At 66.3% G+C, this 24,746-nt stretch carries 25 protein-coding genes; 14 read left to right on the top strand and 11 right to left on the bottom strand.

The window, feature by feature from the left end:
* Nucleotides 1-56 precede the first annotated feature (56 nt).
* The gene (locus tag AB0J47_RS33205; RefSeq protein WP_364355260.1) at nt 57-1,778 is read left to right on the top strand and encodes a serine/threonine-protein kinase; all 1,722 of its coding nucleotides are present in this window, start codon (nt 57-59) and stop codon (nt 1,776-1,778) included.
* A 178-nt stretch (nt 1,779-1,956) separates the two neighbouring features.
* The gene (locus AB0J47_RS33200; protein ID WP_364355257.1) at nt 1,957-4,125 is read left to right on the top strand and encodes a protein kinase; all 2,169 of its coding nucleotides are present in this window, start codon (nt 1,957-1,959) and stop codon (nt 4,123-4,125) included.
* Here the strand turns inward: AB0J47_RS33200 and AB0J47_RS33195 are convergent.
* The 3 genes from AB0J47_RS33195 to AB0J47_RS33185 form a co-directional block, all read right to left on the bottom strand.
* Nucleotides 4,078-5,046: a patatin family protein gene (locus tag AB0J47_RS33195; protein WP_364355254.1), complete on the bottom strand. Its 969-nt coding sequence runs from the start codon at nt 5,044-5,046 to the stop codon at nt 4,078-4,080. The genes AB0J47_RS33200 and AB0J47_RS33195 overlap by 48 nt on opposite strands.
* A gap of 77 nt (nt 5,047-5,123) precedes the next feature.
* Nucleotides 5,124-6,929, bottom strand: coding sequence for an acetyl/propionyl/methylcrotonyl-CoA carboxylase subunit alpha (locus AB0J47_RS33190; protein WP_364355251.1), 1,806 nt, complete (start codon nt 6,927-6,929; stop codon nt 5,124-5,126).
* 239 nt (nt 6,930-7,168) lie between these two features.
* A complete protein-coding gene (locus AB0J47_RS33185) occupies nt 7,169-8,083 on the bottom strand; it encodes a sulfurtransferase (RefSeq protein ID WP_364355248.1) in 915 nt (304 codons plus the stop codon).
* Between the two features lie 167 nt (nt 8,084-8,250).
* Here AB0J47_RS33185 and AB0J47_RS33180 point away from each other — a divergent pair, with 167 nt between their 5' ends.
* Nucleotides 8,251-9,039, top strand: coding sequence for a transcriptional regulator (locus AB0J47_RS33180; RefSeq protein WP_364355245.1), 789 nt, complete (start codon nt 8,251-8,253; stop codon nt 9,037-9,039).
* On the opposite strand, the gene AB0J47_RS33175 is transcribed toward AB0J47_RS33180, so the two are convergent.
* The 3 genes from AB0J47_RS33175 to AB0J47_RS33165 all read right to left on the bottom strand — a co-directional run bounded on the left by AB0J47_RS33175 (nt 8,965) and on the right by AB0J47_RS33165 (nt 11,712).
* On the bottom strand, nt 8,965-9,600 hold the full coding sequence (locus tag AB0J47_RS33175) for a nucleoside triphosphate pyrophosphatase (protein WP_364355242.1): 636 nt from the start codon (nt 9,598-9,600) through the stop codon (nt 8,965-8,967). The genes AB0J47_RS33180 and AB0J47_RS33175 overlap by 75 nt on opposite strands.
* Nucleotides 9,601-9,604: 4 nt before the next feature.
* Nucleotides 9,605-9,925 carry an acyl-CoA carboxylase subunit epsilon gene (locus AB0J47_RS33170; protein ID WP_364355239.1) on the bottom strand — a complete coding sequence of 107 codons (321 nt, stop codon included), beginning with the start codon at nt 9,923-9,925 and terminating at the stop codon, nt 9,605-9,607.
* A gap of 146 nt (nt 9,926-10,071) precedes the next feature.
* Nucleotides 10,072-11,712, bottom strand: coding sequence for an acyl-CoA carboxylase subunit beta (locus AB0J47_RS33165; RefSeq protein WP_364355236.1), 1,641 nt, complete (start codon nt 11,710-11,712; stop codon nt 10,072-10,074).
* A gap of 270 nt (nt 11,713-11,982) precedes the next feature.
* Between AB0J47_RS33165 and AB0J47_RS33160 the strand changes: the two genes are divergently transcribed.
* Complete coding sequence (locus tag AB0J47_RS33160) at nt 11,983-12,162, top strand: hypothetical protein (RefSeq protein WP_364355233.1); 180 nt, start codon at nt 11,983-11,985, stop codon at nt 12,160-12,162.
* 9 nt (nt 12,163-12,171) lie between these two features.
* Nucleotides 12,172-12,972 (top strand): biotin--[acetyl-CoA-carboxylase] ligase, encoded by an 801-nt coding sequence (locus AB0J47_RS33155; RefSeq protein ID WP_364355230.1) that lies wholly within the window; start codon nt 12,172-12,174, stop codon nt 12,970-12,972.
* Between the two features lie 54 nt (nt 12,973-13,026).
* Here the strand turns inward: AB0J47_RS33155 and AB0J47_RS33150 are convergent, their stop codons facing one another.
* Complete coding sequence (locus tag AB0J47_RS33150) at nt 13,027-13,980, bottom strand: acyl-ACP desaturase (RefSeq protein WP_364355227.1); 954 nt, start codon at nt 13,978-13,980, stop codon at nt 13,027-13,029.
* A 269-nt stretch (nt 13,981-14,249) separates the two neighbouring features.
* On the opposite strand from AB0J47_RS33150, the gene AB0J47_RS33145 reads away from it, so the two are divergent.
* Genes AB0J47_RS33145 through AB0J47_RS33135 form a run of 3 tightly spaced genes read left to right on the top strand, consistent with a single transcriptional unit; the run spans nt 14,250 to nt 16,783 of the window.
* On the top strand, nt 14,250-14,777 hold the full coding sequence (locus AB0J47_RS33145) for a PH domain-containing protein (protein WP_364355224.1): 528 nt from the start codon (nt 14,250-14,252) through the stop codon (nt 14,775-14,777).
* Entirely contained in the window at nt 14,774-15,451 is a 678-nt protein-coding gene (locus tag AB0J47_RS33140) for a response regulator transcription factor (RefSeq protein WP_364355221.1), read from the top strand. Before AB0J47_RS33145 ends, AB0J47_RS33140 begins: the two co-directional genes overlap by 4 nt.
* Nucleotides 15,452-15,469: 18 nt before the next feature.
* On the top strand, nt 15,470-16,783 hold the full coding sequence (locus AB0J47_RS33135; RefSeq protein WP_364355218.1) for a HAMP domain-containing sensor histidine kinase: 1,314 nt from the start codon (nt 15,470-15,472) through the stop codon (nt 16,781-16,783).
* On the opposite strand, the gene AB0J47_RS33130 is transcribed toward AB0J47_RS33135, so the two are convergent.
* On the bottom strand, nt 16,780-17,322 hold the full coding sequence (locus AB0J47_RS33130) for a GtrA family protein (protein ID WP_364355215.1): 543 nt from the start codon (nt 17,320-17,322) through the stop codon (nt 16,780-16,782). The genes AB0J47_RS33135 and AB0J47_RS33130 overlap by 4 nt on opposite strands.
* Before the next feature lie 90 nt (nt 17,323-17,412).
* Between AB0J47_RS33130 and AB0J47_RS33125 the strand changes: the two genes are divergently transcribed.
* From AB0J47_RS33125 to AB0J47_RS33110, 4 genes are all read left to right on the top strand, one after another.
* Nucleotides 17,413-18,588: a 5-(carboxyamino)imidazole ribonucleotide synthase gene (locus tag AB0J47_RS33125; RefSeq protein WP_364355353.1), complete on the top strand. Its 1,176-nt coding sequence runs from the start codon at nt 17,413-17,415 to the stop codon at nt 18,586-18,588.
* On the top strand, nt 18,572-19,081 hold the full coding sequence (gene purE, locus AB0J47_RS33120; protein WP_364355351.1) for a 5-(carboxyamino)imidazole ribonucleotide mutase: 510 nt from the start codon (nt 18,572-18,574) through the stop codon (nt 19,079-19,081). Before AB0J47_RS33125 ends, purE begins: the two co-directional genes overlap by 17 nt.
* Before the next feature lie 87 nt (nt 19,082-19,168).
* Nucleotides 19,169-19,849, top strand: coding sequence for a TetR family transcriptional regulator (locus AB0J47_RS33115; protein WP_364355212.1), 681 nt, complete (start codon nt 19,169-19,171; stop codon nt 19,847-19,849).
* A gap of 160 nt (nt 19,850-20,009) precedes the next feature.
* On the top strand, nt 20,010-21,170 hold the full coding sequence (locus AB0J47_RS33110; protein WP_364355209.1) for an acyl-CoA dehydrogenase: 1,161 nt from the start codon (nt 20,010-20,012) through the stop codon (nt 21,168-21,170).
* A gap of 148 nt (nt 21,171-21,318) precedes the next feature.
* Here the strand turns inward: AB0J47_RS33110 and AB0J47_RS33105 are convergent, their stop codons facing one another.
* Complete coding sequence (locus AB0J47_RS33105; protein ID WP_364355206.1) at nt 21,319-21,645, bottom strand: GNAT family N-acetyltransferase; 327 nt, start codon at nt 21,643-21,645, stop codon at nt 21,319-21,321.
* 38 nt (nt 21,646-21,683) lie between these two features.
* Entirely contained in the window at nt 21,684-23,042 is a 1,359-nt protein-coding gene (locus tag AB0J47_RS33100) for an FAD-linked oxidase C-terminal domain-containing protein (protein ID WP_364355202.1), read from the bottom strand.
* Nucleotides 23,043-23,261: 219 nt separating this feature from the next.
* Here AB0J47_RS33100 and AB0J47_RS33095 point away from each other — a divergent pair, with 219 nt between their 5' ends.
* A complete protein-coding gene (locus tag AB0J47_RS33095; protein ID WP_364355199.1) occupies nt 23,262-23,573 on the top strand; it encodes a hypothetical protein in 312 nt (103 codons plus the stop codon).
* A 74-nt stretch (nt 23,574-23,647) separates the two neighbouring features.
* Nucleotides 23,648-24,205, top strand: a complete 558-nt coding sequence (locus tag AB0J47_RS33090; RefSeq protein ID WP_364355196.1) for a GtrA family protein — start codon at nt 23,648-23,650, stop codon at nt 24,203-24,205.
* Here AB0J47_RS33090 and AB0J47_RS33085 read toward each other — a convergent pair.
* Nucleotides 24,104-24,742, bottom strand: a complete 639-nt coding sequence (locus AB0J47_RS33085) for a Type 1 glutamine amidotransferase-like domain-containing protein (RefSeq protein WP_364355193.1) — start codon at nt 24,740-24,742, stop codon at nt 24,104-24,106. The genes AB0J47_RS33090 and AB0J47_RS33085 overlap by 102 nt on opposite strands.
* Between the last annotated feature and the right edge of the window lie 4 nt (nt 24,743-24,746).

Genomic DNA, 24,746 nt, shown 5'->3' with positions numbered 1-24,746 from the left:
GGCGGTGTGGATTTCGGGTAGCTAAAAGACGAACGGAAGGTAGTAGGAGGTTCGACATGGGCAAAACGTGGTTCGGCCACTACCGCCTCGATCGGTTGCTCGGCAGCGGTGGGACCGGACAGGTCTGGCTGGCTCGGGACACCGTCGCCGACCGTGCCGTCGCACTGAAGGTGCTGGACTGCTCGCACGCCACCGATCCGACCTGCCGACTGCGGTTCACCAGGGAGGCCCGCCTGGCGGCCCAGGTCCCCGGACCGCACCGGGTTCCGATCCACACCTTCGGCGAACTCGACGGCCGCCTCTATATCGATATGGAGTTCATCGAGGGCACCGATGTCAGCGCATTGCTGCGGGAAGCCGGGCCGCTGGATCCGGCACGTGCCGTGGCGATCATCGCGCAGACCGCGATGGCGCTCGATGCCATGCACCGGGTCGGCCTGGTGCACCGCGACGTCAAACCGTCCAACATCATGGTGGGCCCGACCGGGTTCGTCCACCTGATCGACTTCGGCATCGCACATCGCATCGACCAGCCCGCGATCACGGCCCACGGCAATGTGGTCGGCACCCTGGCATATATGGCGCCGGAACGCTTCGACGGCATCGCCGACGCACGCGCGGACCAATACTCGCTGGCCTGCGTCCTGTACGAATGCCTCACCGGCCAAAGACCTTTCGGCAATGTCGACTCTCCACAGCAACTGCGCGCCCACCTACTGACCGCCCCGCCCAGCGCCGCCGCCCTGAACCCTGCCGTCCCCGCGTCCCTCGACACCGCCATTACCCGCGCCATGGCCAAGGATCCCAACCAACGCTATTCCAGCGCAGGCGAATTCGCCGCTACCGCCTATGCCGCGGCAACCGGCCGTGAGGCGTCGACAGTCGAGATCGCCGCGTCAACCGTCCCGACCACCCATGTCCTACTCGAACCATGTCATGCGGCCGAGGGCGTGAGTGCCGAGCCGGCAGATGAGCCGATGCGGGCCGGCGCCATGGAGCGGCTGCAGATCGCCGAGTCCGCCGCGGGTGAGTGGACGCGTGATGCCGGGTCTGCGCGTGCGGGGGTGCGGACCGGACCGGCGGAAGCCTCGCGGATGCAGGATGTCGCGGCTGGGCGTGAGTCGATGGGGGTCGGTGGGGCCGCTGAGGGCATGCGTGATGCCGTGTCTGCGCATGAGCCGGGATCGGTCGGTGGGGCCGTGGGCGAGTGGACACGAGATGCTGCGCCTGCGCCTGAGCCGACGTGGGTAGGCGGGGCCGGGGCGGAGTCGACGCGAGATGCTGAACTGTGGTGGGAGCGTGCCGGTTGGTGGGGAGTTGGGCCTGGGCATGCGGCTGTTGCTATTGCCGCGTTGGTCGCTTTGATCGGGTTGGCGCTGTGGTTGGGGCGGCCTGGGGGCGAAACGAGTTATGCGGCACCGTCGTCTGCTCGGACTACGCCAACTGTTCCCAAATCGTTGGCGCCGACCGGGCCGGCGCAGGCGGCGTCCCCGAATGCGGTGATTCCGGGCGTCGGGCAGCCGTGCGAACCGGGTGTCGACGGCAATGTAATTGCGGCGGACGGCACACCGCTCGTATGTCGGACCGTGGGTGGCGGTATCGCGAATTGGGCTCCCGCACAGCCCTTCGGGGACATACCCGACGGCCAGCAGTCGGAACCCACGGTCGTCGGCAATGGAAATCCGCATGTCAACAGCTCGGCCAATGGCGAATCGGGCAACGATAAGCCGAACAAGGGCAAGCCTGGACACGGTGGCCGCGCCAAGCCGGGCAAGTAGCCGCCGCCTCAGTCGGGATCGCTCCTCGAGTAGAACTACGTAGGGGAGGTCACACTGTTCGCGGGTGGGTGACGGGGATAGGGTCGGGTTAGGTTCGGGCGATGCGGTTTCGATCGGGTTGCCGCCCCACTCCGCAACGGCGCGGCCATCTGCCTCGTCCCAGCGATGGAGGTAAGTGATGGGGGAACAGTTCGGGAAGTACCGGCTCGACCGTCTGCTCGGCCGGGGCGGTATGGGGGCGGTATGGCTGGCGCATGACAGCGAAACCGGGCGCACGGTCGCGCTGAAGGTGTTGGCGGAGCATGTGGCCGCCGACACGGATTACCGAAAGCGGTTCCAGCGAGAGGCGCGGCTCGGCTCGAGTCTGCGACATCCGCATATCGTGCGGATTCACGGGTTCGGCGAACTCGACGGCCGGTTGTACATCGATATGGAGTACATCGACGGCATAGACCTGGCCGAAATGCTGACCAGGGTTGGCACTTTGACACCCACCGCAGCCGTCGACTTCGTGACGCAGGCCGCGTCAGGTCTGGATGCGGCGCATCGAGCCGGGCTGATCCACCGTGACGTCAAACCGTCGAACATCCTGGTCGGCACCGGCGGGCACGCATATCTCATCGACTTCGGCATCGCACAGAGCTCGGGCCAGACGGCCGTCACCGCCACCGGCATGGCCATCGGAAGCTGGGCCTATATGGCGCCGGAACGTTTCAACGGCACCGTCGATGCCCGCTCCGACGTCTACTCCCTGGCCTGCGTCCTCTACGAATGCCTCACCGGCCGTCGCCCCTACGGCGACACCGACCCGGCCCGCCAAATGCACGGCCATCTGATGACCGACCCGCCCCGCGTATCGACCGTGAACCCGGCCGCCCCACCGCAATTGGACACGGTAATCGCCCGCGGCATGGCCAAGGACCAAACTCAGCGCTACCCCACCGCCCGCGAATTCGCCGCCGCCGCATACGCGGCCACCGCGTTCGCGCGCCTCCCACACCCCGCACCGCGATCATCGCCGCCCGGCACGCCCAAGCGCCCGACACCCAAGCATCCGACACCCAAGCATCCGACACCCAAGTCGCCGATTGCATCAGCCCAGCCGTCCGTGCAGCCTCCGTCCCCTGATACGCCGCCCCCTGATACGCCGCAGCCGCATGCGTCGCAGCCTCCGCTCCCAGATGCACCACAACCGCACGCACCGCTATCTGAGACCCGACAGCTGGTAGCGGATGAGCAGCCGACACCAACGCCGGTGCGGTCGCACTCGCCGATGCGACCAGAGACACCCGCGCCGACACGGGTAGAGACACACCCGCCGACAGGAGCACAGACCCCGGCCCTGACATGGGCACAGCCGCAGGCCCCGACCCGGGCAGACACCCACGCTCGGACAAACGTGGAACCACCCGCGCCGACCCCATCGGCAGACTCACCAGCGCCACTGGCCGAGTCGCCGAAGCCGCTCAATCCCACGAAGGTCATGACCGAGCCCGGCCCAACGCCGACACTCGTGGCAACCCGCCTGGCACCAGCACCGGCGGGACCCGCGGCACCGCAACAGCATTCACCGTGGTCGCCGAATCGTGTCGCGGTCCAACCGACACCGGTCGTGCGCCCGGCCAAGCGTGTTGCACCACAACCGAAGCGAGCACCGTGGCGCGCTCCGATTGCACCCCGCTGGACGGTCTCACAGCGCCGCCCATGGATCGCACCACCCCCACGCCGGGCACCACCCCCACGCAGGGCACAGCGTCGGCGCCGTAAGCCCTTCCTGTCCAGGCTTATCGGCGCACTCGCCGTCATAGTCCTGACACCGTTCATGCTGGCGGCGGGCTGTGCCGCGCTGATCGCCTTCGGCAATACCGGCAGTGGCGGCGGCACGCGCACGGCAGATCCGTCGGTCGCGGTGCGGGATGGCGATACCGCGCAATCGGCCGACCCGCCAGCGCCGGTGTCTGCTGGGCTGAACAGCCCCGTGCGCGATGGCAAGTTCGAATTCGTGGTCACCTCGGTGGATTCCGGTGTCCCGCGGATCGGATTGCAGAATGCGAGCGGCTCCTATTCCGTCGTCACGGTCGAGGTCCGCAATATTTCCGACGAGGCGAAGTGGTTCCTGCCCGTCGGTCAACGTCTCGTGGACACCCAGGGCCGCCAGGTCGACCACAACGCGATCGCGACTATGTGGCAGACCACCCAGCGTCGCTACGGCTACTCGTTCGAACTCCAGCCCGGCCAATCGGCCACCACCCAGCTGGTCTTCGACGTCCCGCAGGACGCGACTGCGAATCGGCTGGAACTACACGACTTCATGCTCTCCAACGGCGCCACCGTCGAGCTGAACTAAGGCCGCCAAGGACGCGTGCACGGCTTGCCGCCCGATCGTCAATGCCTCGGCGAGCAGTGCGGTATCGCGCGCGGCGCTGTCTACATCCGGAGCGCCGAGGGGCGGGTGGATCTGCAGAGCCGCGTCTGCGAGGCCCGCCAGGACGTGATCCTCGATGGCCTGCTGATGCGGCCGCCGCAGCCAGGCACGGTAAGCGCCCGGTGCCCGCACACGCAGATAGCTGCCCCCGACTACCTGGTGCAAACGCGGTGCGGGTGGGCGTTTTTCATCGGTGCGTCGGGTGCGCAGCACCAAGGCGTGCGTCGCACCGTCGCGCACCGCGGTGCGGATCGGCACCGTTTCGGACAGCCCGCCGTCGAGATATTCGGCACCGCCCAGCGGCACCGGTGGACCCGCGAGAATCGGCAGCCCCGCCGAGGCCCGCAGTGCGGTCATCAGCGTGGGTTTGTCGACGATGTGGCGGCGCAGATCGACCGCGTGCCCGGTGCGGATATCGGTGCCGATCGGATGAAAGGTAGTGGTATTGGCCAGAATTGCCGGAAAATCCATTGGCACGATGCCGTCGTAAACCTGGTTCACCAGGTAGTCCAGATCGAAGGCGGGCCGCCCGCGCAGCAGTCGGGCCGGATCGATCGCGCGTCGCATGATCACCGGATCGGTCCAGGACCGCATGCCCGACAGCGCCCGCCCGCACAGGAACCACGCACCGTTGATCGCACCGGCCGAAGTGCCGTACACGGCATCGAAGATCGAGGCGAGCCCGAGTTCCACGAGCGCCTGCACCATCCCGCTGGAGTACACGCCGCGGCTGCCACCACCCTCGATGACCAAGGCGAGGCGATACCCGTCGGCACGGCTGGCTGATTCACGTCGGCCGCGGATGACCTCCGCGACGGTGGGCACGACGGCAGAGCTGGTCACCGGACCACGATACGACAGAGCGGGCGCGGACGTCGGTGTCCAGCGCCCGCTCGAGACGGTCTTCGCCAGCTGTTTACTTACTTGATCTCTGCCAGCACGGTGCCCTGGGTGATGGCCGCGCCGGCCTCCACGGACAGTCCGGTGACCACACCGGCCTTGTGCGCGTTGACCGGGTTCTCCATCTTCATGGCCTCGAGTACCACGATCAGATCGCCCGCCTCGACCGACTGGCCCTCCTCGACCGCGACCTTGACCACGGTGCCCTGCATCGGCGCGGTGACCGCATCACCGGAGGCCGCACCGCCACCGGCGCCGCCGCGCTTGCGCGGCTTGGGCTTCTTGCGGATCACCCCGGCGCCATTGCTGCCCGCACCCGCGGCACCGGCGCCGACGGTGAAGTTGCCCGGCAGCGACACCTCGACCCGACGCCCACCGACCTCGACGACGACCTTCTGCCGCGGCAGATCCTCGTCCTCGTCAGCGATGGCACCGGCCGGGGTGTACGGCTCGACGTTGTTGGCCCACTCGGTCTCGATCCACTTGGTGTAGACGTCGAACTTCTCGCCGTCACCGATGAATGCCGGATCCTCGACGATCGCACGGTGGAACGGGATGACCGTGGCCAGCCCCTCGACGTGGAATTCGGCCAGCGCGCGCCGGGCCCGCTGCAGTGCCTGTTCCCGGTTCTCGCCGGTGACGATCAGCTTGGCCAGCATCGAGTCGAACTGACCGCCGATCACACTGCCCTGCACCACACCGGAATCGACGCGCACACCGGGCCCACTGGGCTCCTGGTACACCGACACCGGGCCCGGCGCGGGCAGGAAGCCGCGGCCGGCGTCCTCGCCGTTGATCCGGAACTCGAAGGCGTGCCCGCGCGGCGTCGGATCCTCTTTGATCGCCAGCTCGTGGCCCTCGGCGATGCGGAACTGCTGGCGCACCAGGTCGATTCCGGCGGTCTCCTCGGTGACCGGGTGCTCGACCTGCAGGCGGGTGTTCACCTCGAGGAACGACACGGTGTCGCCCTGCACCAGGTACTCCACGGTGCCCGCACCGTAGTAACCGGCCTCCTTGCAGATGGCCTTGGCCGAAGCGTGGATACGCGCGCGCTGATCATCGGTCAGGAACGGCGCGGGCGCCTCCTCGACCAGCTTCTGGAACCGGCGCTGCAGCGAGCAGTCGCGGGTACCGGCGACCACGACATTGCCGTGCTTGTCGGCGATGACCTGCGCCTCGACGTGGCGGGCCTTGTCCAGGTACTGCTCGACGAAGCATTCACCACGACCGAATGCGGCGGTGGCCTCGCGCACGGCGGAGTCGAACAGCTCCGGGATCTCCTCGATGGAGTGCGCGACCTTCATGCCGCGACCGCCGCCACCGAAGGCGGCCTTGATCGCGACGGGCACGCCGTACTCCTTGGCGAACTCGACCACCTCGGCCGCGTTCTTGACCGGATCCTTGGTGCCCGCCGCCATCGGCGCCTTCGCGCGCTCGGCGATGTGGCGCGCGGTGACCTTGTCACCGAGGTCGCGGATGGACTGTGGGGAGGGGCCGATCCAGATCAGCCCGGCGTCGATGACAGCCTGGGCGAAATCGGCGTTCTCGGAGAGGAATCCGTAGCCGGGGTGGATGGCGTCGGCGCCGGATTTGGCCGCGGCGTCGAGGATCTTGTCGAAGACGAGGTACGACTCGGCCGAGGTCTGCCCGCCGAGGGCGAACGCCTCGTCGGCGAGTTTCACGAAGGGGGCATCTGCATCCGGCTCCGCGTATACCGCGACACTGCCGATACCGGCATCCTTGGCCGCCCGGATCACGCGAACGGCGATCTCGCCTCGGTTAGCTACGAGTACCTTCGATATCCGCGCGCTGGCATGGCTGGGCACTGAGCCTCCTGTTAGCAATCTTCTTGGTCGCCCCGTGGTCGACATACTTCCGTCTCGGGCGAGTGTAGGCAGTCTGCCAACAACCGCCGCACTCGGATAGCCCTACTCCACAGTAGGTCACACATCACAACCCGCGGCGTTGCGGTCAGGCCCGGAGGAGGCAGTCTGCGTAATCACCTAGGGCGCGGGAACGCCGCAAATCAGATACCGCCCTCGGTTGTGATGCGTCCGGAGCACGGCTATCGGGCTCGCGCCTTGCGGGTACCGGCCGTCCGTGCGTCACCCGGTTCATACCCCTTGGCAATCGGCATGCGAACCGAATTGCCCCATTCGGTCCAGGACCCGTCGTAATTGCGCACGCTTTCGAAGCCGAGCAGATAGGTCAGCACGAACCAGGTGTGGCTGGACCGTTCGCCGACCCGGCTGTAGACGACCAGATCGTCCGCGGCCGCCAGATCGCCATAGATATCGTCCAGTTCGGCGCGGGAACGGAAGCGGCCGTCGCTGTGGAAGGCCTCGGTCCACGGAATGTTCACCGCGGTCGGAATATGTCCGCCGCGCAGGGCCGCGTCCTCTGGATTGGCCGGCGGCTGGATCAGCTCACCGGAGTACTCCTCGGGGGAGCGCACATCGATCAGCGGCTTGCCGAGGTGGGCGAGCACATCCTCGCGGAACGCCCGCACCGAACCGTCGTCGCGCCGGACCGTCGGATACTCGCTGCGCAGCAGATACGGCTGGTCGAAGGTGGTGTCGCGCGCCTCGGAGATCCACGCGTCCCGTCCGCCGTCGAGTAGTCGCACATCCGGATGCCCGAACAGGGTGAAGACCCACAACGTGTGCGCCGCCTGCGCGTTGCCGCGATCACCGTAGACCACCACGGTATCGTCGCGCTCGATTCCCTTGGCGCGCATCAATTCGGTGAATCGGTCACCGTCGATATAGTCACGCGTAACCGGATCGTTGAGGTCGCCCCGCCAATCGACCTTGGTGGCGCCGGGAACGTGACCGATGTCATAGAGCAGGATGTCCTCGTTGGACTCGATGATCTTCAGCCCCGGCGTGCCGATGTTTGCCGACAGCCACTCTGTGGTTACTAGTCGGTGAGGATGTGCGTACGAACCGAAGGCAGGATGAGAGTCCGGGGCAACGGGCACGATATGGGTCCTTCACACGAGGTAGACGGGTGGTTACAGCGGTTCGGGTCTCACGCCGATGTTAGGTGTGAGGCGTTAGTGAAACTCGTTTCAGATCACAAATCGGCTGAATGGGCGAATAAATCGCACCCTCATCCGATAAAGTCTCCCGGGAGGAGGGGTGAGCTATGTCCGATTCTTGGCCGAGGCGTCGACTGCTCGCGATCCTACGTGGCGCCAGCGAACCTCTCGACGCCCAAGAACTGGCCAGAATCACCGGACAGCACGTCACCACTGTTCGGTTCCATCTGGATGTGCTTACCAGGGAATCGCTGGTGCGCCAGTTCCAACAACCGCCGCGCGGCCGTGGGCGCCCGCGTATCGGCTACAGCGCGGTCCAGCGATCGGTTGGCTATCAGGAACTGGCTCAGGTCCTAGCCGACCAGCTCGGCCCCGATCCGCGGCGTCGATCGGAGGCGGCCATTGCCGCCGGACGCGCCTGGGGCGCGAAGCTCGACGCGGGCGACCATGCGGTCGAATCGCTGGAGGACGCCAAGGACGTCACCATGACGCTGATGTCCGAACTCGGTTTCGCACCGGAGCGCGATGCGGCCGCCGAAACCGATGAGCAGGTCCTGATCCGGCTCACCGCCTGCCCGCTGCGCGAACTCGCGCGCACGCATTCCGAGGTGGTGTGTGGCGTGCACCTGGGCCTGATCAAAGAGGTGCTCGACCGCAACGGCGTGCGCGGGGAGGTGAATGTCCGGCTGCAACCGTTCGTCGAGCCGGAGCTCTGCGTGGTCCGATTGGAGATGATGGCGGCCCGGCGGGATCCGGAGCGTGACGCGACTCCGGTGCCGATCGGCGCGGAGGCCGGGGCGGAGACGCGCATCGCGCCGCCCTCAGCTGGGCGAGTGGCTCCACAGTTGCGCAACGCCGATCCCAACGTCGCCAAGCAGTCGGCGCAGCAGTGGTAGACCGATTCCGATAACGCTCGACGGATCGCCATCGATGCGATCGACGAACCAGCCGCCCATCCCGTCGAGGGTGAACGCGCCGGCGACCTGCAAGGGCTCACCGGTCGCGATATAGGCGTCCAGTTCCTCGGGTTCGGGCTTGGCGAAATGCACTGTGGTGGAACTGCAGTCGACGGCTTCGGCGACGATTTCGCCGTCTCGCATGCGCAAGACGCAATGGCCGGTAATGAGATCCGCACTGCGTCCGGCTATTTCGGACCAGCGGGCACGCGCCACCTCGGGCGTATGCGGCTTGCCCTGTAGTTCGCCGTCGACGAGCAGCATCGAATCACAGCCGACCACAACGCAATCCGCGCCGAAATCCGGAATCGTGGCGGCCACCGACCGCGCCTTGGCCCGCGCGAGCTCTACCACGACGACCTCGGGCGCCGTGGCGGGCGGCAGTGCCGCGGCGACGGCGTCCTCGTCGACATCGGAGATCTGGACGACGGGTTCGATGCCCGCCGAGCGTAAAACCGCGCGGCGGGCGGGCGAGGCGGAGGCGAGAACGAGTCTCGTCATCCGATCAGTCGCGCAGGTGTGACAGTTGTGGGAAAGAATACGGCGAGAACGGCGAGGTGCCGCGGTGCATCATGGTCGGGCGACCCCAGAAGTCGGACGGACCGGCCGGTCCGCTACTCGGGGCGCTGTTCGCGGCCGCCGACAGCACCGACACCAGCGCCGCGAGTTCCTCGTCGGACGGCGCACCCTTGATGACTCGGATGAACGGCTGCTCGGCCGGCGCGGGCGCCGGGGCTGCCGTCGGTGCGGCCGCTTCGACCGCATCCGCGATCGGGTCGACTGTGAGATCCAGTTCGACGGCGGTCAACACATCTTCATCTGCCACGGTCGTCACAGTGCCAGATCCTCTCTCTATTGCGATCGAGCCTTATGCCCGACTCGAAGACATATGGACCAAGCGACCCTCATCCTCGAATCGACTCATTGCGTCTCTGCAACCAGTGTGCGCGGTCCATGGAGGTTATCGCTTGATCACAGTGGAATGTTGCCGTGTTTCTTGGGCGGCAGCGAGACCATCTTGCGCTCGAGCAGACGCAGCGCCGACACGATCTGGCCGCGGGTGTGCGAGGGCGGAATGACCGCGTCGACGTACCCGCGCTCGGCGGCCACATAGGGGTTCACGAGAGTGTCCTCGTACTCGTTCTGCAGCTCGAGGCGCAGCGCGTCGACATCGTTTCCGCTCTTCGCGGCATCTTGCAGCTGTTTGCGGTAGACGAAACCGACGGCGCCCGAGGCACCCATCACCGCGATCTGAGCACTCGGCCACGCGAGGTTCACATCGGCGCCCATGTGCTTGGAACCCATGACGTCGTAGGCGCCGCCGTAGGCCTTGCGAGTGATGATCGTGATTTTGCCCACAGTGGCCTCACCGTAGGCGTAGAGCAGCTTCGCGCCGCGCCGGATGATGCCGTTGTACTCCTGGCCGGTGCCGGGCAGGAAGCCGGGAACGTCGACGAGGGTGATGATCGGGATATTGAAGGCGTCGCAGGTGCGCACGAAGCGCGCGGCCTTCTCCGAGGCGTCGATATCGAGGCAACCCGCGAACTGGGTCGGCTGGTTGGCGACGATGCCGACGCTGCGGCCGTCGATCCGGCCGAAGCCGACGATGATGTTCATCGCGCGCTCGGCCTGCACCTCGAGGAATTCGTCGTCGTCGAGCAGCCGGCGGATGACATCGTGCATGTCATAGGGCTGGTTCGGCGAATCCGGGATGATCGTGTCCAGCTCGAGGTCCTCGTCGGTGAGCGAATCCTCGATGGCGCCGTTGATCGGGTCGGTGGCCGGGAAGCGCGGGGCCTCGGCGCGGTTGTTGCTCGGCAGGTAGCTCAGCAGATCCTTGACGTAGTCCAGTGCGTCCTGCTCGCCGGAGGCGACGTAGTGCGCGACGCCGGATTTCGTCATGTGGGTGTGCGCGCCGCCGAGGTCCTCCATGGTGACGTCCTCACCGGTGACCGTCTTGATGACATCCGGACCGGTGACGAACATCTGGCTGGTGCCGTCGACCATGACGACGAAGTCGGTCAGCGCGGGCGAGTAGACATGCCCACCGGCGGCCGGGCCCATGATCAGCGAGATCTGCGGGATCACACCGGAGGCCTGGATATTGCGGTGGAAGATCTCGCCGTAGAGACCGAGCGAGACGACACCCTCCTGGATGCGCGCACCCGCGCCCTCGTTGATGCCGATCAGCGGGCGGCCGGTCTTGAGCGCCAGATCCATCACTTTGACGATCTTCTCGCCGTAGACCTCGCCGAGGCTGCCGCCGAAGACGGTGACGTCCTGGCTGAAGATGCAGACGTCGCGGCCGTCGATGGTGCCGTAGCCGGTCACCACGCCGTCGCCGAGCGGTCGGTTGTTCTCCAAGCCGAAGTTCACGCTGCGGTGGCGGGCCAGCGCGTCCAGTTCCACGAAGGAGCCCTCGTCCAGCAGTGCGAGGATGCGCTCGCGGGCGGTCATCTTGCCCTTGGAGTGCACCTTGTCGACCGCGGCCTCACCCATCGGGTGTTTGGCCTCTTCCAGCCGATTCCGCAGATCAGCCAGCTTCCCAGCGGTGGTGTGGATATCGGGGGCGCCCGCCGATTCCGATGCGGGCTGGTGCTGGACACTCGTCATGGCTCCGGAGTGTAACCAGTGCCAGTGCCTCTCGGTAACCGAGTGTCGCTTACCGGTCAGTAGAAAACCGCAGCTAGATCATGTTCCAACAGGCGAATGGCGGCAAACTTCCTGGTCGATTCCCGAACCGAATGCGGTGCTAGGCGCCGGAAAATCGGTGGAGTGGCGCCGCGGTGCCCAGATACCCTGAGGACGTTCGCATTTCAGCTCGAGATAAGGGGGCAGTGAGGTGCATGGGAGGACAACGCACACCTAGCTGAGGAGCAAATCATGTGGGAATGGAGCAGCCGAGTCGCCGAGCACGCCACGGCGACCTCGTGGACCAGTTGGCAGACCGTGGAAACCGAGCCGACCGTGCTGGACCCGCAGGAGTGGGCCGAGGTCGAAGCGGAATCCGGCGACGGCATGTTCGTCGCGGTTCCGATTCGCGAGTACGACCTCGTCGGATAGCCTGCCGGTGTGCACAGGCCACCGTTGGATGCAGAGCAGTTGCGGCGCAGTCTCGCCGAGTCGCCCGAACTGTCGTTCTTCTCCCACATCGCTGTGGTGGAGTCGACCGGGTCCACCAATGCGGACCTGATCGCTCGGGCCGGGGAGGCCGACGCCGATCGCGCGGTACTGCTCGCCGAAACCCAGGAACAGGGCCGGGGTCGGCACGCTCGGAGCTGGGTCAGCCCGCCACGCGCACAGATAGCGATGTCGGTGTTGGTGCGGCTGCCCGGCATCGAGCCGGCGGTGCTGGGCTGGCTGCCGCTGCTCACCGGTGTCGCCGTGGTGGACGCACTGCGCGCTACCGCCGGTGTGGAGGCGAATCTGAAGTGGCCCAACGATGTGCTCATCGATGGCCGCAAAGTCGCGGGCATCCTGGCCGAAGTCGCCTCCAGTGGTGGGGCGCCCGCCGTTGTCGTCGGAATCGGCCTGAACGTCGATCTCACCGAGGCGGAACTGCCGGTGCCGCATGCCACTTCGCTCACGCTGGCGGGTGCGAAGGTAACCGACCGCACCGAGCTCGTGCGGTCGCTGCTGACCGAATTCGCCCGCCGCTTCACCGCGTGGCGCGACGCCGGTTGGGACACCACCGATCTGATCGGCGTCTACCGCGACCGCTGCGCCACCCTGGGCGCACCCGTCCGCGCCGAACTACCCGGCGGCCAGACCCTCGAGGGCATCGCCACCGATGTCGACACCGCGGGCCGCCTGCGCATCGGCGAACACGTGGTCTCCGCCGCCGATGTAACCCACCTGCGCGCCGAATACTGACCGCACCCTGGCGGATTCAGGGGAGCCTTTTGTGCGGCACCGACATTCGGAGCTTCAGACCGGTTGCATGATGCCGCGCGCCGCCTCGCGGGCGAGCAGGCGGTCGCGCTGTTCCTCGAACTTGAGCACGTCCTTTTCCAACTTCTCCAGGAATTCGCCGAGTTGCTGGCGCGCCTGTTCGCCGCGCGGGCCGAAGTCGTTGCGGTCGAAGACATTCCACTTATTCAGCACGGGCGCCACCACCTCTTCGAGGTGCTGGCGCAGATCGTAGATGCCGTGCTTGGCCATCAGTGCGCCGTTGCGCCGGAAGTTGGGCATGCCGTAGCCGGGCATGACGAAGTTGGTGAGGATTTTGGTGATCGCCGTTATGGCCTGGTCGGGCACAAGATCCAGGCCCGCGCCGCAGAGGTTGCGGTAGAAGATCATGTGCAGGTTCTCGTCGGCGGCGACGCGCTGCAGCATGCGGTCGGCGATGGGGTCGTTGCAGACCTTGCCGGTGTTGCGGTGGCTGACCCGGGTGGCCAACTCCTGGAAGGTCACATACGCGACGTTGACGAGGAATCCGCCCCAATCCTGGGGTGAGGGTACGCCGCGGGTCATATGGATCATGCGGGCCTGTTCGAGCGCGACCGGATCGACGCCACGGGTCACCACGAGATAGTCACGCAGGACGATGCCGTGTCGATTCTCCTCCGCCGTCCAGCGCCCGACCCAGGTGCCCCACGCGCCGTCCTGGGAGAAGTACTCGGCGATCAGTCGGTGGTAGGAGGGCAGATTGTCCTCGGTGAGCAGGTTGGTGATCATCGCGGCCTTGGCGACCTCGTTCAATTTGGACTGTTCCGGTTCCCAGTCCTGACCGCCCATCGCGGCGAAGTTGCGCCCCTCGTCCCACGGGACGTAGTCGTGCGGATGCCAGTCCTTGGCCATCGACAGGTGGCGCTCGAGATTCTGTTCGGCCACCGGTTCGAGTTCGGTCAGGATTTGCAGCTGGGTCAGATCCTTGGTCACGCACGCCTCCACGGTTCGTTTTCGACGTCTTGTCAAGCCGGACTTGTCTTTTCACAGGCAGAGCATTGAGCAGAACAAAACGAGAGCTGGTCGAACGAGAGCCGGATCGAGCGGCTGCCGTCGGATCGAGGCTATGGAGCGATCCTGTGCGGAATCTCGAGGGTTCTCGAGAGGATCTCGAGGTCGCGACGGCGCAAGGTGCCGATTGTGCAGCACGGCACGTGTCGCTGTCCACGCTTTCCGGCGTGTTCTCGCGGTAGGGTTCCGGCATGGGTTATCCGGAGGAGGTGCTCGCCCCGGACGAGCAGTTGATACTCCATCGTCATCCGCATTGGAAAATGCTGTTCTGGCCGATCGTGACGCTCATCATCGCGACCGCGCTGGCCGGATTCGCCGGGGGGCTGATCTGGCGCAGGACCGAGGGCACGACCCGTTCGGTATTGCTGATCGTGGTGCTGGTCGTCTGGCTGGGCATCATCGGATGGCGTTGTGTCGCACGGATTATCAGCTGGAAGTCGACGCATTTCATCGTGACCGACCGCAGGGTGCTCATCCGGCAGGGCGTGATCACCCACACCGGCATCGATATCCCGATGAGCCGGATTTCCAGTGTGCAGTTCCGGCACGGCCTGTTCGATCGGTTGCTCGGTACCGGCACCTTGATCATCGGATCTTCCTCGGAGGAACCGCTCGAATACGACGACATCCCGCAGGTGCAGCAGGTACACGCGCTGCTCTACCGGCAGGTGTTCGAGGAATCCAGAGCCGACGATCCGCGCTGGGACCACCGCATATGACCGCAGTACTGCTGGCCGAAGACGATGAGGCCATCGCCGCACCGCTCTCGCGTGCGCTCGGGCGCGAGGGCTATTCGGTCACCGTGGAACGCTTCGGGCCCGCGGTGCTCGAACGCGCCTTGGAGGGCGGTCACGATCTACTCATCCTAGATCTCGGTCTGCCCGGTATGGACGGGCTCGAGGTGTGCCGCCAAGTGCGCGCCCGCGGCGCCGATCTGGCTGTGCTGATGCTCACCGCGCGCACCGATGAGGTGGACTTCGTTGTCGGGTTGGACGCGGGCGCGGATGACTATGTCGGCAAGCCGTTCCGGTTGGCCGAGTTGCTCGCGCGAGTCCGAGCGTTGTTGCGGCGCAGTGGAATCGGTGACGAAGCGGTCGAGGTCGGCGGTATCCGGCTGGAGCCCGCGGCGCGGCGGGTGCTGGTCAACGGCGTTGAAGTCGGTTTGGCCAACAAGGAATACGAGCTGCTCAAGGTGCTGATCGATCGGGCGGGTCAGGTGGTGCCGCGCGAGACGATCCTGCGCGAGGTGTGGGGCGATGCCGAGCTGCGCGGTTCGAAGACCTTGGATATGCACATGTCCTGGCTGCGCCGCAAGATCGGCGACGAGGGCCCGATGGCCGAGCGCCGCATCGTCACCGTGCGCGGTGTCGGCTTCCGGTTGAACACCGATTGATGGTGCGGCACAACTGATATGAGACGCAGAATTCTGCGATCGATGCTCACCGTGCTGACCATCACCACGGTGGTACTCGGCGTCCCGCTGATCTACACCGCGTGGCTGTGGGTCGAGGACATCACCCGCAACGATCTGGAGAACCGGCTCGAGCGCATCGCCGCTGAGATCATCGCCCAGGAACACGGCGACGGCATGGTGCTCGGCGAACTCGACACCCGCCCGGTGCGGCCGTTGATCCCCATGGACGGCAAGCTGACCATCATCTATCCGGCCCCGCGGGACAATGCGTCCCGGCTCGATATCGGCGCGGACCGGGTGCACGATCCGGTGGTGGAATCGCTGGCGATGGGGACCGAGGGGTCGTTGCGCCTGGAGGTGCCTTCGGGGCCGATGCATACGCGCCAGATCCAGGCCGTCGCGGTGGTTGCCTTCGCGGTGCTCGCCTCACTCGGCGCGGCGGTATCGGTGGCGATGATCACCGCGCGCCGGGTCGCCGACCCGCTGCGTGACGTGGCGGCCCGCGCCGCCCGCCTGGCCATGGGTGACTTCCGGCCGGATCCGCGGCGGCACGGAATTTCCGAACTGGACCGGGTTTCCGATGTGCTCGATTCGGCGACCGTCGAGATCGCCGGGCGGCTGCAGCGCGAACATGCGCTGGTCGCGGACGTTTCCCATCAGCTGCGCAGCCGCCTGACCGCGGTGCGATTGCGGCTGGACGAGTTATCGGCGCATTCCGATCCGGCCGTGGTGCACGAGGCCGAGGAGGCTATGGCGCAGGTCGACCGGCTGACCGATGCGATCGACGATCTGGTCCGAGCCTCCCGCGACGAGGACGCCGCCGATCGCGATCCGGTGCCGGTAATGGACGAGTTGCGCGGCGTCGTCGAGGAGTGGTCGCATCCGTTCACCGAGGCAGGCCGGATCCTGCGGTTGATCGGCGACGAATCCTTGCGCGCCCCGATCACGGGTTCTCGGCTGCGCGAAGCCCTCGCGGTGCTGGTCGACAATGCGCTGATGCACGGTGGCGGCACCTGCACGGTATCGGTGCGCACGGTGCGCACGGTCAGCGATCGCGAGCCCTTGGTGGTAGTCGAGGTCGCCGACGAGGGCGATGGCGTCCGTGACGAACTCGCACCGCACATCTTCGACCGCGGCTTCTCCGCAGGCGGCTCCACCGGCGTCGGACTCGCCTTGGCCCGCGCGCTCATCGAGGCCGATGGTGGACGGTTGGAATTGCAGCGCCGCCGTCCCGCGCTGTTCGCGATGTTCCTCGGATCCAGTGCGTCGCAACGCACGCCCAACGGCGCGCCGGCGCCTGAACCGCGCTAACTGCGGCCGAGCTGCTCTTCCTCGAGCAGCTCCTCGATTTCCTCGACGAGCTCGCTGATTTCGTCCGGGAACACCCAGCGTCGCATCGACCAGAAGCGGAATGCCATCTGCAGCAGGTTGCCGATTATGAAGGCGCTGAAGAAGTCCGCGATGTTCTCGACGGTGAAGCTCACATCGGGTTGGCGTAGGTCGAAGACGTAGCTGGAGATCCACAGCGGGATGAAGCTCAGCACGACGCCGACGCCGCTGACGCCGAAGAACAGCAGCGCCTCATGGTGCTTCTCACGCCCGCCGCGGTTCTTGAACGACCACTCGCGGTTGAGGATGTAGGAGCAGATGACCGCGATGACGCCGGAGATGATCTTCGCGGTGACCGGTTTGGTCTCCAGCACGGTCCACTTGAGCACATAGAAGATGCCCGAGTCGATGATGAAGGTGGTCGCGCCGACGATGGCGAATTTGATCAGTTCGTGGTGGCGGTATGCGATCTCCCGCAGGGGCTTGGGGAGGACGTTGACCACGTCGTCGACGAAAGACACAAGGCCCGAGTGTACCGGTAGGGATCATGGCGCCCGGACATGACAAGATTGCACGACGTGACCACCCGCCGTTCATTCGATCCTGCCGCCATGCCCACCGTCACCATGATCGGTGGTGGCCAGCTCGCACGCATGACGCACCAGGCCGCCATCGCGCTCGGTCAGCGGCTGCGGGTGCTGGCCGAGAATCCGGATGACCCGGCCGCCCAGGTGAGCCCCGAGGTCGTACTGGGCAGCCACACCGATCTGACCGCGCTGCGCAAGGCCGCCGTCGGCTCGCACGCGCTCACCTTCGACCATGAGCATGTGCCGACCGAACATCTGGAGGCGCTGGTCGCCGAGGGCGTGAATGTGCAGCCGCCGCCGCACGCGCTGGTCTTCGCGCAGGACAAGTTGGCCATGCGGACCAAGCTGTCCGAGCTCGGGTTGCCGGTGCCCGCCTTCGTGCCCGTCACCTCGGTGGCCGATGCGGTGCGATTCGGTGACGAACACGACTGGCGGATCGTGCTGAAGGCGGTGCGCGGCGGTTACGACGGGCGCGGTGTCTGGATGCCGGGGTCGGCGGCCGAGGCCGAGACCATCGTGGCCGATCAACTCGCGCACGGTGTGCGGCTGCTCGCTGAGGCCAAGGTGGATCTGAAGCGCGAACTGTCGGCGATGGTGGCGCGTTCGCCGTTCGGTCAGGCCGCGACCTGGCCGGTGGTGGAGACGGTCCAGCGCAACGGTCAGTGCGCCGTGGTGATCGCGCCCGCACCGGACTTGAATGACGAATTGGGCGCGCAGGCCGAGACGCTCGCGCTGAACCTCGCCAAGGAACTCGGTGTGGTCGGTGTGATGGCCGTCGAACTCTTCGAAACCAACGACGGCGCCATCCTGATCAACGAACTGGCCATGCGGCCGCACAACTCCGGTCACTGGGGCATGGACGGCGCGTGCACCGGTCAGTTCGAACAGCATTTGCGCGCGGTGCTCGACTATCCGCTCGGTGACACCAGTCCGCTGGCGCCGGTTACGGTGATGGCGAATATTCTCGGCGCGGCCGAGGCGCCGACCATGTCGATGGACGAGCGGCTGCACCACCTCTTCGCCAGATTGCCGCAGGCGAAGGTACACCTGTACGGCAAGGGTGAACGCCCGGATCGCAAGATCGGGCATATCAATGTGCTCGGCGACGATGTCGCTGTGGTGCGCGAGCAGGCCGAGCGCGCGGCGTACTGGATGTCGCACGCGATTTGGACCGACGGATGGGATCCCCACGGTGAGTAATGCGCAAGTTGGCCTGATCATGGGTAGCGACTCCGACTGGCCGACTATGGAGGCCGCCGCAATCGCCTTGGCGGAGTTCGATATTCGCTTCGAGGTCGGCGTCGTCTCGGCGCACCGCACGCCCCAGCGCATGCTCGACTACGCCCGCGAGGCCGCGGGGCGCGGTCTGAAGATCATCATCGCGGGGGCGGGCGGTGCCGCCCACCTGCCCGGCATGGTCGCCTCCGCTACCTCGCTCCCGGTCATCGGCGTCCCCGTTCCGCTCAAATATCTCGACGGCATGGACTCGCTGCTGTCCATCGTGCAGATGCCCGCCGGCGTCCCGGTGGCCACCGTCTCCATCGGCGGCGCCCGCAATGCCGGCCTGCTCGCCGCCCGCATCCTCGCCACCGCCGATCCGGTCCTGCGCGCCAGGATGGAGCAGTTCCAGGCTGGTCTGGAAGCCATGGTGTTGGAGAAGGACGACGCGCTGCGCAGCAAACTCCTCGGCTGACCAACCGACTCGGCCACGCCGCGCGCGGCGGGGATCAAATTGCCGCCATGCGGATCCCGTATCGGCGGGGCTCAGTACGGTGATGCGGTGGCGATTGAGGAAACCGTTCGGGGGCGTAGTGGGGATGATGCGGCCAGATTTCGGCTGACCGTTGTGGATCAGGCGCTGCGGTTGTTCACCGAGCAGGGGTATGAGGCGACGACCGTGGATGAGATCGCGGAGGCGGCGGGGATCTCGCGGCGGACGTTCTTTCGGCAGTTCCGGTCGAAGGAGGATGTGATCTTCGCCGATCACGAGTCGCAGTTGGCGCGGGCGGCGCAGTCCTTGGCGGCGGCGCAGGGGGATCCGTGGGAGGCGGTGTGCGCCGCGGTGGTGCAGGTGTTCGAGCGGTTCACCCAGTGGCGCGAGATCGCCGAGCGGCGGTATCGGGTGGTTCGGAAGGTGCCCGCACTGCGGGAGCGCGAGATCGTGACCGTATTCCGGTATGAGCGGTTGTTCACCGACTATCTGCGTGAGCGGCTGCCGGAGGTGCCGGATCTGGCGCGGGTGCAGTTCACCGCCGCGGTGACGGCCACCCACAACTACCTGTTGCGCCGCATGGTGCGCGGCGAATCGGATGCGGGCGCGGCGGATCTGCGCGAGGAGTTGGCGGCGATTCCGCGCGGGCGCGGGTCGGGTGCGGCGGAAATGGTGGTCGCGGTGTTCCCGAGGGATATGCCGCCGAGGCAGGTCGCCGATTTGGTGACCCGGCAGCTCGGTAGTCTGTGACGGAAGTCATTGTATGCAGTATCTGACACTCAGTGCCACACTTTAACCGCACTTGGCGTACATCCTCGGGCGTATACTCAAACGGAGTGTGGCACTGAGTGCCGATCGCTGGAGCTCCCATCCAGCAAAATCACGACCGACAAACCCAGGAGTGTGTCCCATGGCAGGGAACCCCGATTTCAATCTGTTCCAGCTCGAGGACTTCCACGACGAACTGCGTGCGGCCATCCGCGGACTGGCGGAGAAGGAAATCGCTCCGTATGCCAAGGACGTCGACGGCAACGCCCGCTTCCCGGAAGAGGCGCTCACCGCGCTGAACGCCGCGGGCTTCAACGCGGTGCACGTGCCCGAGGCCTACGGCGGCCAGGGCGCGGATTCGGTCGCCACCTGCATCGTGATCGAAGAGGTCGCTCGCGTGTGCGGTTCGTCCTCGCTGATTCCCGCGGTCAACAAGCTCGGCACCATGGGCCTGATCCTCAACGGCTCCGAGGAGCTCAAGCAGAAGGTGCTGTCGGATATCGTCAACGGCGAGATGGCCTCCTACGCGCTGTCCGAGCGTGAGGCGGGCTCCGACGCCGCCAGCATGCGCACCCGCGCCAAACAGGACGGCGACGACTGGGTCATCAACGGCTCCAAGTGCTGGATCACCAACGGCGGCAAGTCTTCCTGGTACACCGTCATGGCGGTGACCGATGCGGAGAAGGGCGCCAACGGCATCTCCGCATTCCTGGTGCACAAGGATGACGAGGGCTTCGTGGTCGGCCCGCTCGAGCACAAGCTCGGCATCAAGGGGTCGCCGACCGCCGAACTGTATTTCGAGAACTGCCGGGTGCCGGGTGACCGCATCGTCGGCGAGCCGGGCAGCGGCTTCAAGACCGCGCTGCAGACCCTCGACCACACCCGCCCGACCATCGGCGCGCAGGCCGTCGGCATCGCGCAGGGCGCCCTGGACGCTGCGATCGCTTACACCAAGGACCGCAAGCAGTTCCGCACCGCGATCGCCGACTTCCAGAACACCCAGTTCATGCTCGCCGATATGGCGATGAAGATCGAGGCCGCCCGCCTCATGGTCTACACCTCCGCCGCCCGCGCCGAGCGCGGCGAGAAGAATCTCGGCTTCATCTCCGCTGCCGCCAAGTGCTTCGCCTCCGATGTGGCCATGGAGGTCACCACCAACGCCGTGCAGCTCTTCGGCGGCGCGGGCTACACCACCGACTTCCCGGTGGAGCGAATGATGCGTGACGCCAAGATCACTCAGATCTACGAGGGCACCAACCAGATCCAGCGCGTCGTCATGTCGCGCGCACTGCTGCGGGGCTGACAACGCATACCGACCGGGTGTTCAGGCCGCTGCGCCGAGCGGTGGGAACACCCGGTCTTTCTGTGCCCCCGGATAACCCTACACACAACAAACTCACCAGCCCGGACGCCTGGCGGTGACCGGTCCCGATCCTCGCGGACTACCTGCGTTAAGCGACCAGATCGGCGTATTCGCGGTGCTCCGCGATGTACTGCTCGACGTACCAGCAGGTCGGGATGACGGCGAAGCCCTGGGCGCGCGAATCCTGCAGCGCGTACTCGACCACCTGGGCGGCCACGCCGCGGCCGCGGAACTCCGGGAAAGTCATGGTGTGGTGGAAGTCGCGAACTTTAGGGGGATGGTTGTCGGCGGAGCCGACGGGGCGAGTGAGATCAGCATCTTCGCGTTCGGCGTAGTCGGCGTACCCGGCGAGGGTGTCGTCGAGATAGATCTCGAATCGGGTATCGGCGACATTGTGCTCGAGCCTGGTGGTCATGATCGGGTCAAACTCCTCAGCGGCTGGGAATGTTCCGTCTACAGAATCGCGCCTGGGTTGAGAATGCCATGCGGGTCGAGCGCATCCTTGATCCGGCGAGTGAGCGTCATCACATCCGGGCCGAGTTGATCGGGCAGCCACGCCTTCTTCAACCGGCCCACCCCGTGTTCGCCGGTAATGGTGCCGCCGAGCTCGATGGCCAGGTCCATGATCTCGCCGAAGGCGCGGTGCGCGCGTTCGGTCATCGCCGCATCGGTCGGATCGTGCACGATGAGCGGGTGGGTATTGCCGTCCCCGGCGTGCGCGATCACCGAGACCAGCACGTCATTGCGCGCCCCGATGGCGGCGATACCGTTGACCAGATCCGCGAGCCGCGGCAGCGGAACACCGACATCCTCGAGCAGCAGCGGTCCGATCTTCTCCACCGCCGGAATGGCGAAACGCCGTGCGGCAGTAAAGGCTTCGCCTTCCTCGGGATCCTCGGTGTGGAAAACCTCGATGGCACCGGCTTTTTCGCAGATGCCGACCATGACTTCGGCTTCGTGCCTGGCGAATTCGCCAGGCGCGTCCGAACGGGCGACCAGCAGCGCGGCGGCCTCGCGATCCAGACCCATCCGCATCTCGTCCTCTACCGCATTGATCGCGACGGCATCCATGAACTCGAGCATGGCGGGCCGCAGGGTGCCGGTGATGCCGAGGATGGCCTCGGTGGTGGCGGTCAGCGTCGCGAAGGTCGCGACCACGGTGGATTGCGGCGGTTGGGCGGGCAGCAGCCGCAGGGTGAGTTCGGTGATCACCCCGAGCGTGCCCTCGCTGCCGACGAACATCTTGGTCAGCGACAGGCCCGCCGAGTCCTTCAACCGTGGCCCGCCGAGCCGCACTACCGTACCGTCGGCGAGTACGACCTCCATGCCGAGTACATAATCGGTGGTCACGCCATATTTCACGCAGCACAGCCCGCCTGCGTTGGTGGCCGCGTTGCCGCCGATCGAGCATATTTCGAAGGAGGACGGGTCCGGCGGGTACCACAGGCCGTGCTCGGCGACCGCGCGTTTGACCTCCGCATTGAGCAAGCCGGGCTGAACCACTGCGGTGCGGGTGACCGGGTCGACGGTGATCGCGCGCATGCGTTCGGTGCTGAGCACGATGCCGCCGTCGACGGCAGTCGACCCGCCGGACAGTCCGGATCCGGCCCCGCGCGGCACCACCGCGACCTTGTGTTCGTGCGCCCACCGCAACGTCGCCGCGACATCATCGGTGCCGGTAGCGCGGACGACGGCCAGCGGTGTGCCGGCGTTCGGATCGCGCGCCCAGTCCTGCCGATAACCCGCCAACAGGTCGGAATCGGTGAGTACCGCACCATCGGGCAGGCGGGAGATCAGGTCATGCAGGTCCACACAGCTCACGCTATACGGCGGGTGCGGCCCACGGTGCGTGCCCGACTGTAACAGCCGCGCGTCCGGTTCTCCCTGGAGGTTTGCTACAACACCGAGCCCGGCGGGATGTGGGCCGGTCCAGTGGTGCCGGGCCCGTCGGCCGATAAGAATTCCGGGCGAGGCGCCCATTCGGGGCGCTGTCCGATTCCAGTAGGTGCGCAGGCGTGCCGAGGAGGTTTCATGCAGGTCGAGTCGCCGGATTACCGTGATTTGGTCGCTGCCGTGTTCTCCTACGAAGTCGTCGACGGGGGCATCGATCCGGATTCTTTGCGCCGCATCCACGCGGGGGATATCGCCGAATGGATCACGGCGCTGGATCGTTCGGGCATGTTCGGCAAAACAGCCATCACCACCCTGTCCGATCAGTGGCACCGTAACCCCCGCCTCCTGCTCGACGCTCTCCTCGACGATGTCGACGACGTCACCCGCCACCGCTGCCTCGTCGCCTGGTCGGTCCTGGACCGCCGTTCAACGCTCACCCGGATCGGCTGATCGAGTCGGGTTCCAGCCGATCTTGTTTCCGGAACGATCACCTGGTGGACACCTGCCGCTGGCATGCTGGCGGCGTGACGAGCACCGAGTCCCTGGTGGCGGGCTTCTCCCGCTGGTGCGAGGCCGTCGTCGCGAGGTTGCCGTTGGGGCTGAATCGCCTTGTCGCCCCGACGTTTCTCGGCTTCGCGCTGATCAACGGCTGCACCTTCGGTGTCGATTTGGCACTGCTCACGGTGCTGCACGGCGGGCTGGGGCTGCCCGTTTGGCTGTCGGTCACCGTCGCCTATATCTGCGCGTTCGGGCTCAGCTTCGTGCTGAATCGCACCTTCAACTTCCACTCGCATGCACCGGTCGGCAGGCAGGCCGTGCTGTATGTGGTGGTTGTCGTGATCAACTACCTCGCCTTCATACTCGGCGTCGGTAGCGGACTGACCGCACTGGGTTCGGAATACCACCTGTCGCGGCTGCTGGCGGGGGCATGCGAAGCGGTCTACATGTACAGCGCGATGCGCTGGATCGTGTTCCGCGGCCTAGCGCAGGATCTCGATATCGTCGCCGTCGACCACGACGACATCGTCGTCGGTGAGCGCCCAGTGCGCGAGGCCCTCGGCCCGGTACCGAGCGGCGAGTAGCGCGGACTCACCATCCGGATCGGTCGCGGAATCCAGATGCGGCACGATGCGGTGGTCGACCAAACCCAGTCCGTCCCAAAGCGGTTCGATGCCGCATGCCGGTTCGACCTCGGCTGGGTCATCGGTGGATTCCAGACCGCGCAGATCCGGAGTCAGCAGACAGGCCCCCGCGCTGTACCCGGCGTACACCAGGGCGTCGGCGGCCAGTAACTTCGGCAGTACGAAATCGGCTCCGCTGCGGGCGAATTGGGCGCGCAGGACGAAGGTATTGCCGCCGCGCACCCACACCAGCGGATATTCGGCCAGGGTGGCTTCCAATTCGGTTGCGCGACCGACGAATTCGCGCAGATCTAGCACGTCGGGGGAGTAGCCGAGCTTGCGCAGCGGGGTCACGTCACTGGTGACCGCACCAGCCCAGGCCGCGGGCCAGGCGTCACATGCATTGGGAATCACCGCGACTCGGCCCGGCTCGCCGACGAGCGCGGCGAGCCGGTCGTAGTGTGCGCCGAATCGGTAGCTGGACAGGAAAAGTCGCACCGCT

This window comes from Nocardia sp. NPDC049737 (assembly GCF_040674755.1).
In the GTDB taxonomy this organism is placed as follows: domain Bacteria; phylum Actinomycetota; class Actinomycetes; order Mycobacteriales; family Mycobacteriaceae; genus Nocardia.
This window is presented reverse-complemented; position numbering and strand designations above follow the sequence as displayed.

What these genes read in the sequence shown, in the direction of transcription:
- AB0J47_RS33105 (WP_364355206.1), bottom strand. Translation starts at nt 21,645, where the DNA reads ATGACCACCAGGCTCGAGCACAATGTCGCCGATACCCGATTCGAGATC.
- AB0J47_RS33110 (WP_364355209.1), top strand. Translation starts at nt 20,010, where the DNA reads ATGGCAGGGAACCCCGATTTCAATCTGTTCCAGCTCGAGGACTTCCAC.
- AB0J47_RS33135 (WP_364355218.1), top strand. Translation starts at nt 15,470, where the DNA reads ATGAGACGCAGAATTCTGCGATCGATGCTCACCGTGCTGACCATCACC.
- AB0J47_RS33140 (WP_364355221.1), top strand. Translation starts at nt 14,774, where the DNA reads ATGACCGCAGTACTGCTGGCCGAAGACGATGAGGCCATCGCCGCACCG.
- AB0J47_RS33175 (WP_364355242.1), bottom strand. Translation starts at nt 9,600, where the DNA reads ATGACGAGACTCGTTCTCGCCTCCGCCTCGCCCGCCCGCCGCGCGGTT.
- AB0J47_RS33125 (WP_364355353.1), top strand. Translation starts at nt 17,413, where the DNA reads ATGCCCACCGTCACCATGATCGGTGGTGGCCAGCTCGCACGCATGACG.
- AB0J47_RS33165 (WP_364355236.1), bottom strand. Translation starts at nt 11,712, where the DNA reads ATGACGAGTGTCCAGCACCAGCCCGCATCGGAATCGGCGGGCGCCCCC.
- AB0J47_RS33180 (WP_364355245.1), top strand. Translation starts at nt 8,251, where the DNA reads ATGTCCGATTCTTGGCCGAGGCGTCGACTGCTCGCGATCCTACGTGGC.
- AB0J47_RS33160 (WP_364355233.1), top strand. Translation starts at nt 11,983, where the DNA reads ATGTGGGAATGGAGCAGCCGAGTCGCCGAGCACGCCACGGCGACCTCG.
- AB0J47_RS33095 (WP_364355199.1), top strand. Translation starts at nt 23,262, where the DNA reads ATGCAGGTCGAGTCGCCGGATTACCGTGATTTGGTCGCTGCCGTGTTC.
- AB0J47_RS33145 (WP_364355224.1), top strand. Translation starts at nt 14,250, where the DNA reads ATGGGTTATCCGGAGGAGGTGCTCGCCCCGGACGAGCAGTTGATACTC.
- AB0J47_RS33205 (WP_364355260.1), top strand. Translation starts at nt 57, where the DNA reads ATGGGCAAAACGTGGTTCGGCCACTACCGCCTCGATCGGTTGCTCGGC.
- AB0J47_RS33200 (WP_364355257.1), top strand. Translation starts at nt 1,957, where the DNA reads ATGGGGGAACAGTTCGGGAAGTACCGGCTCGACCGTCTGCTCGGCCGG.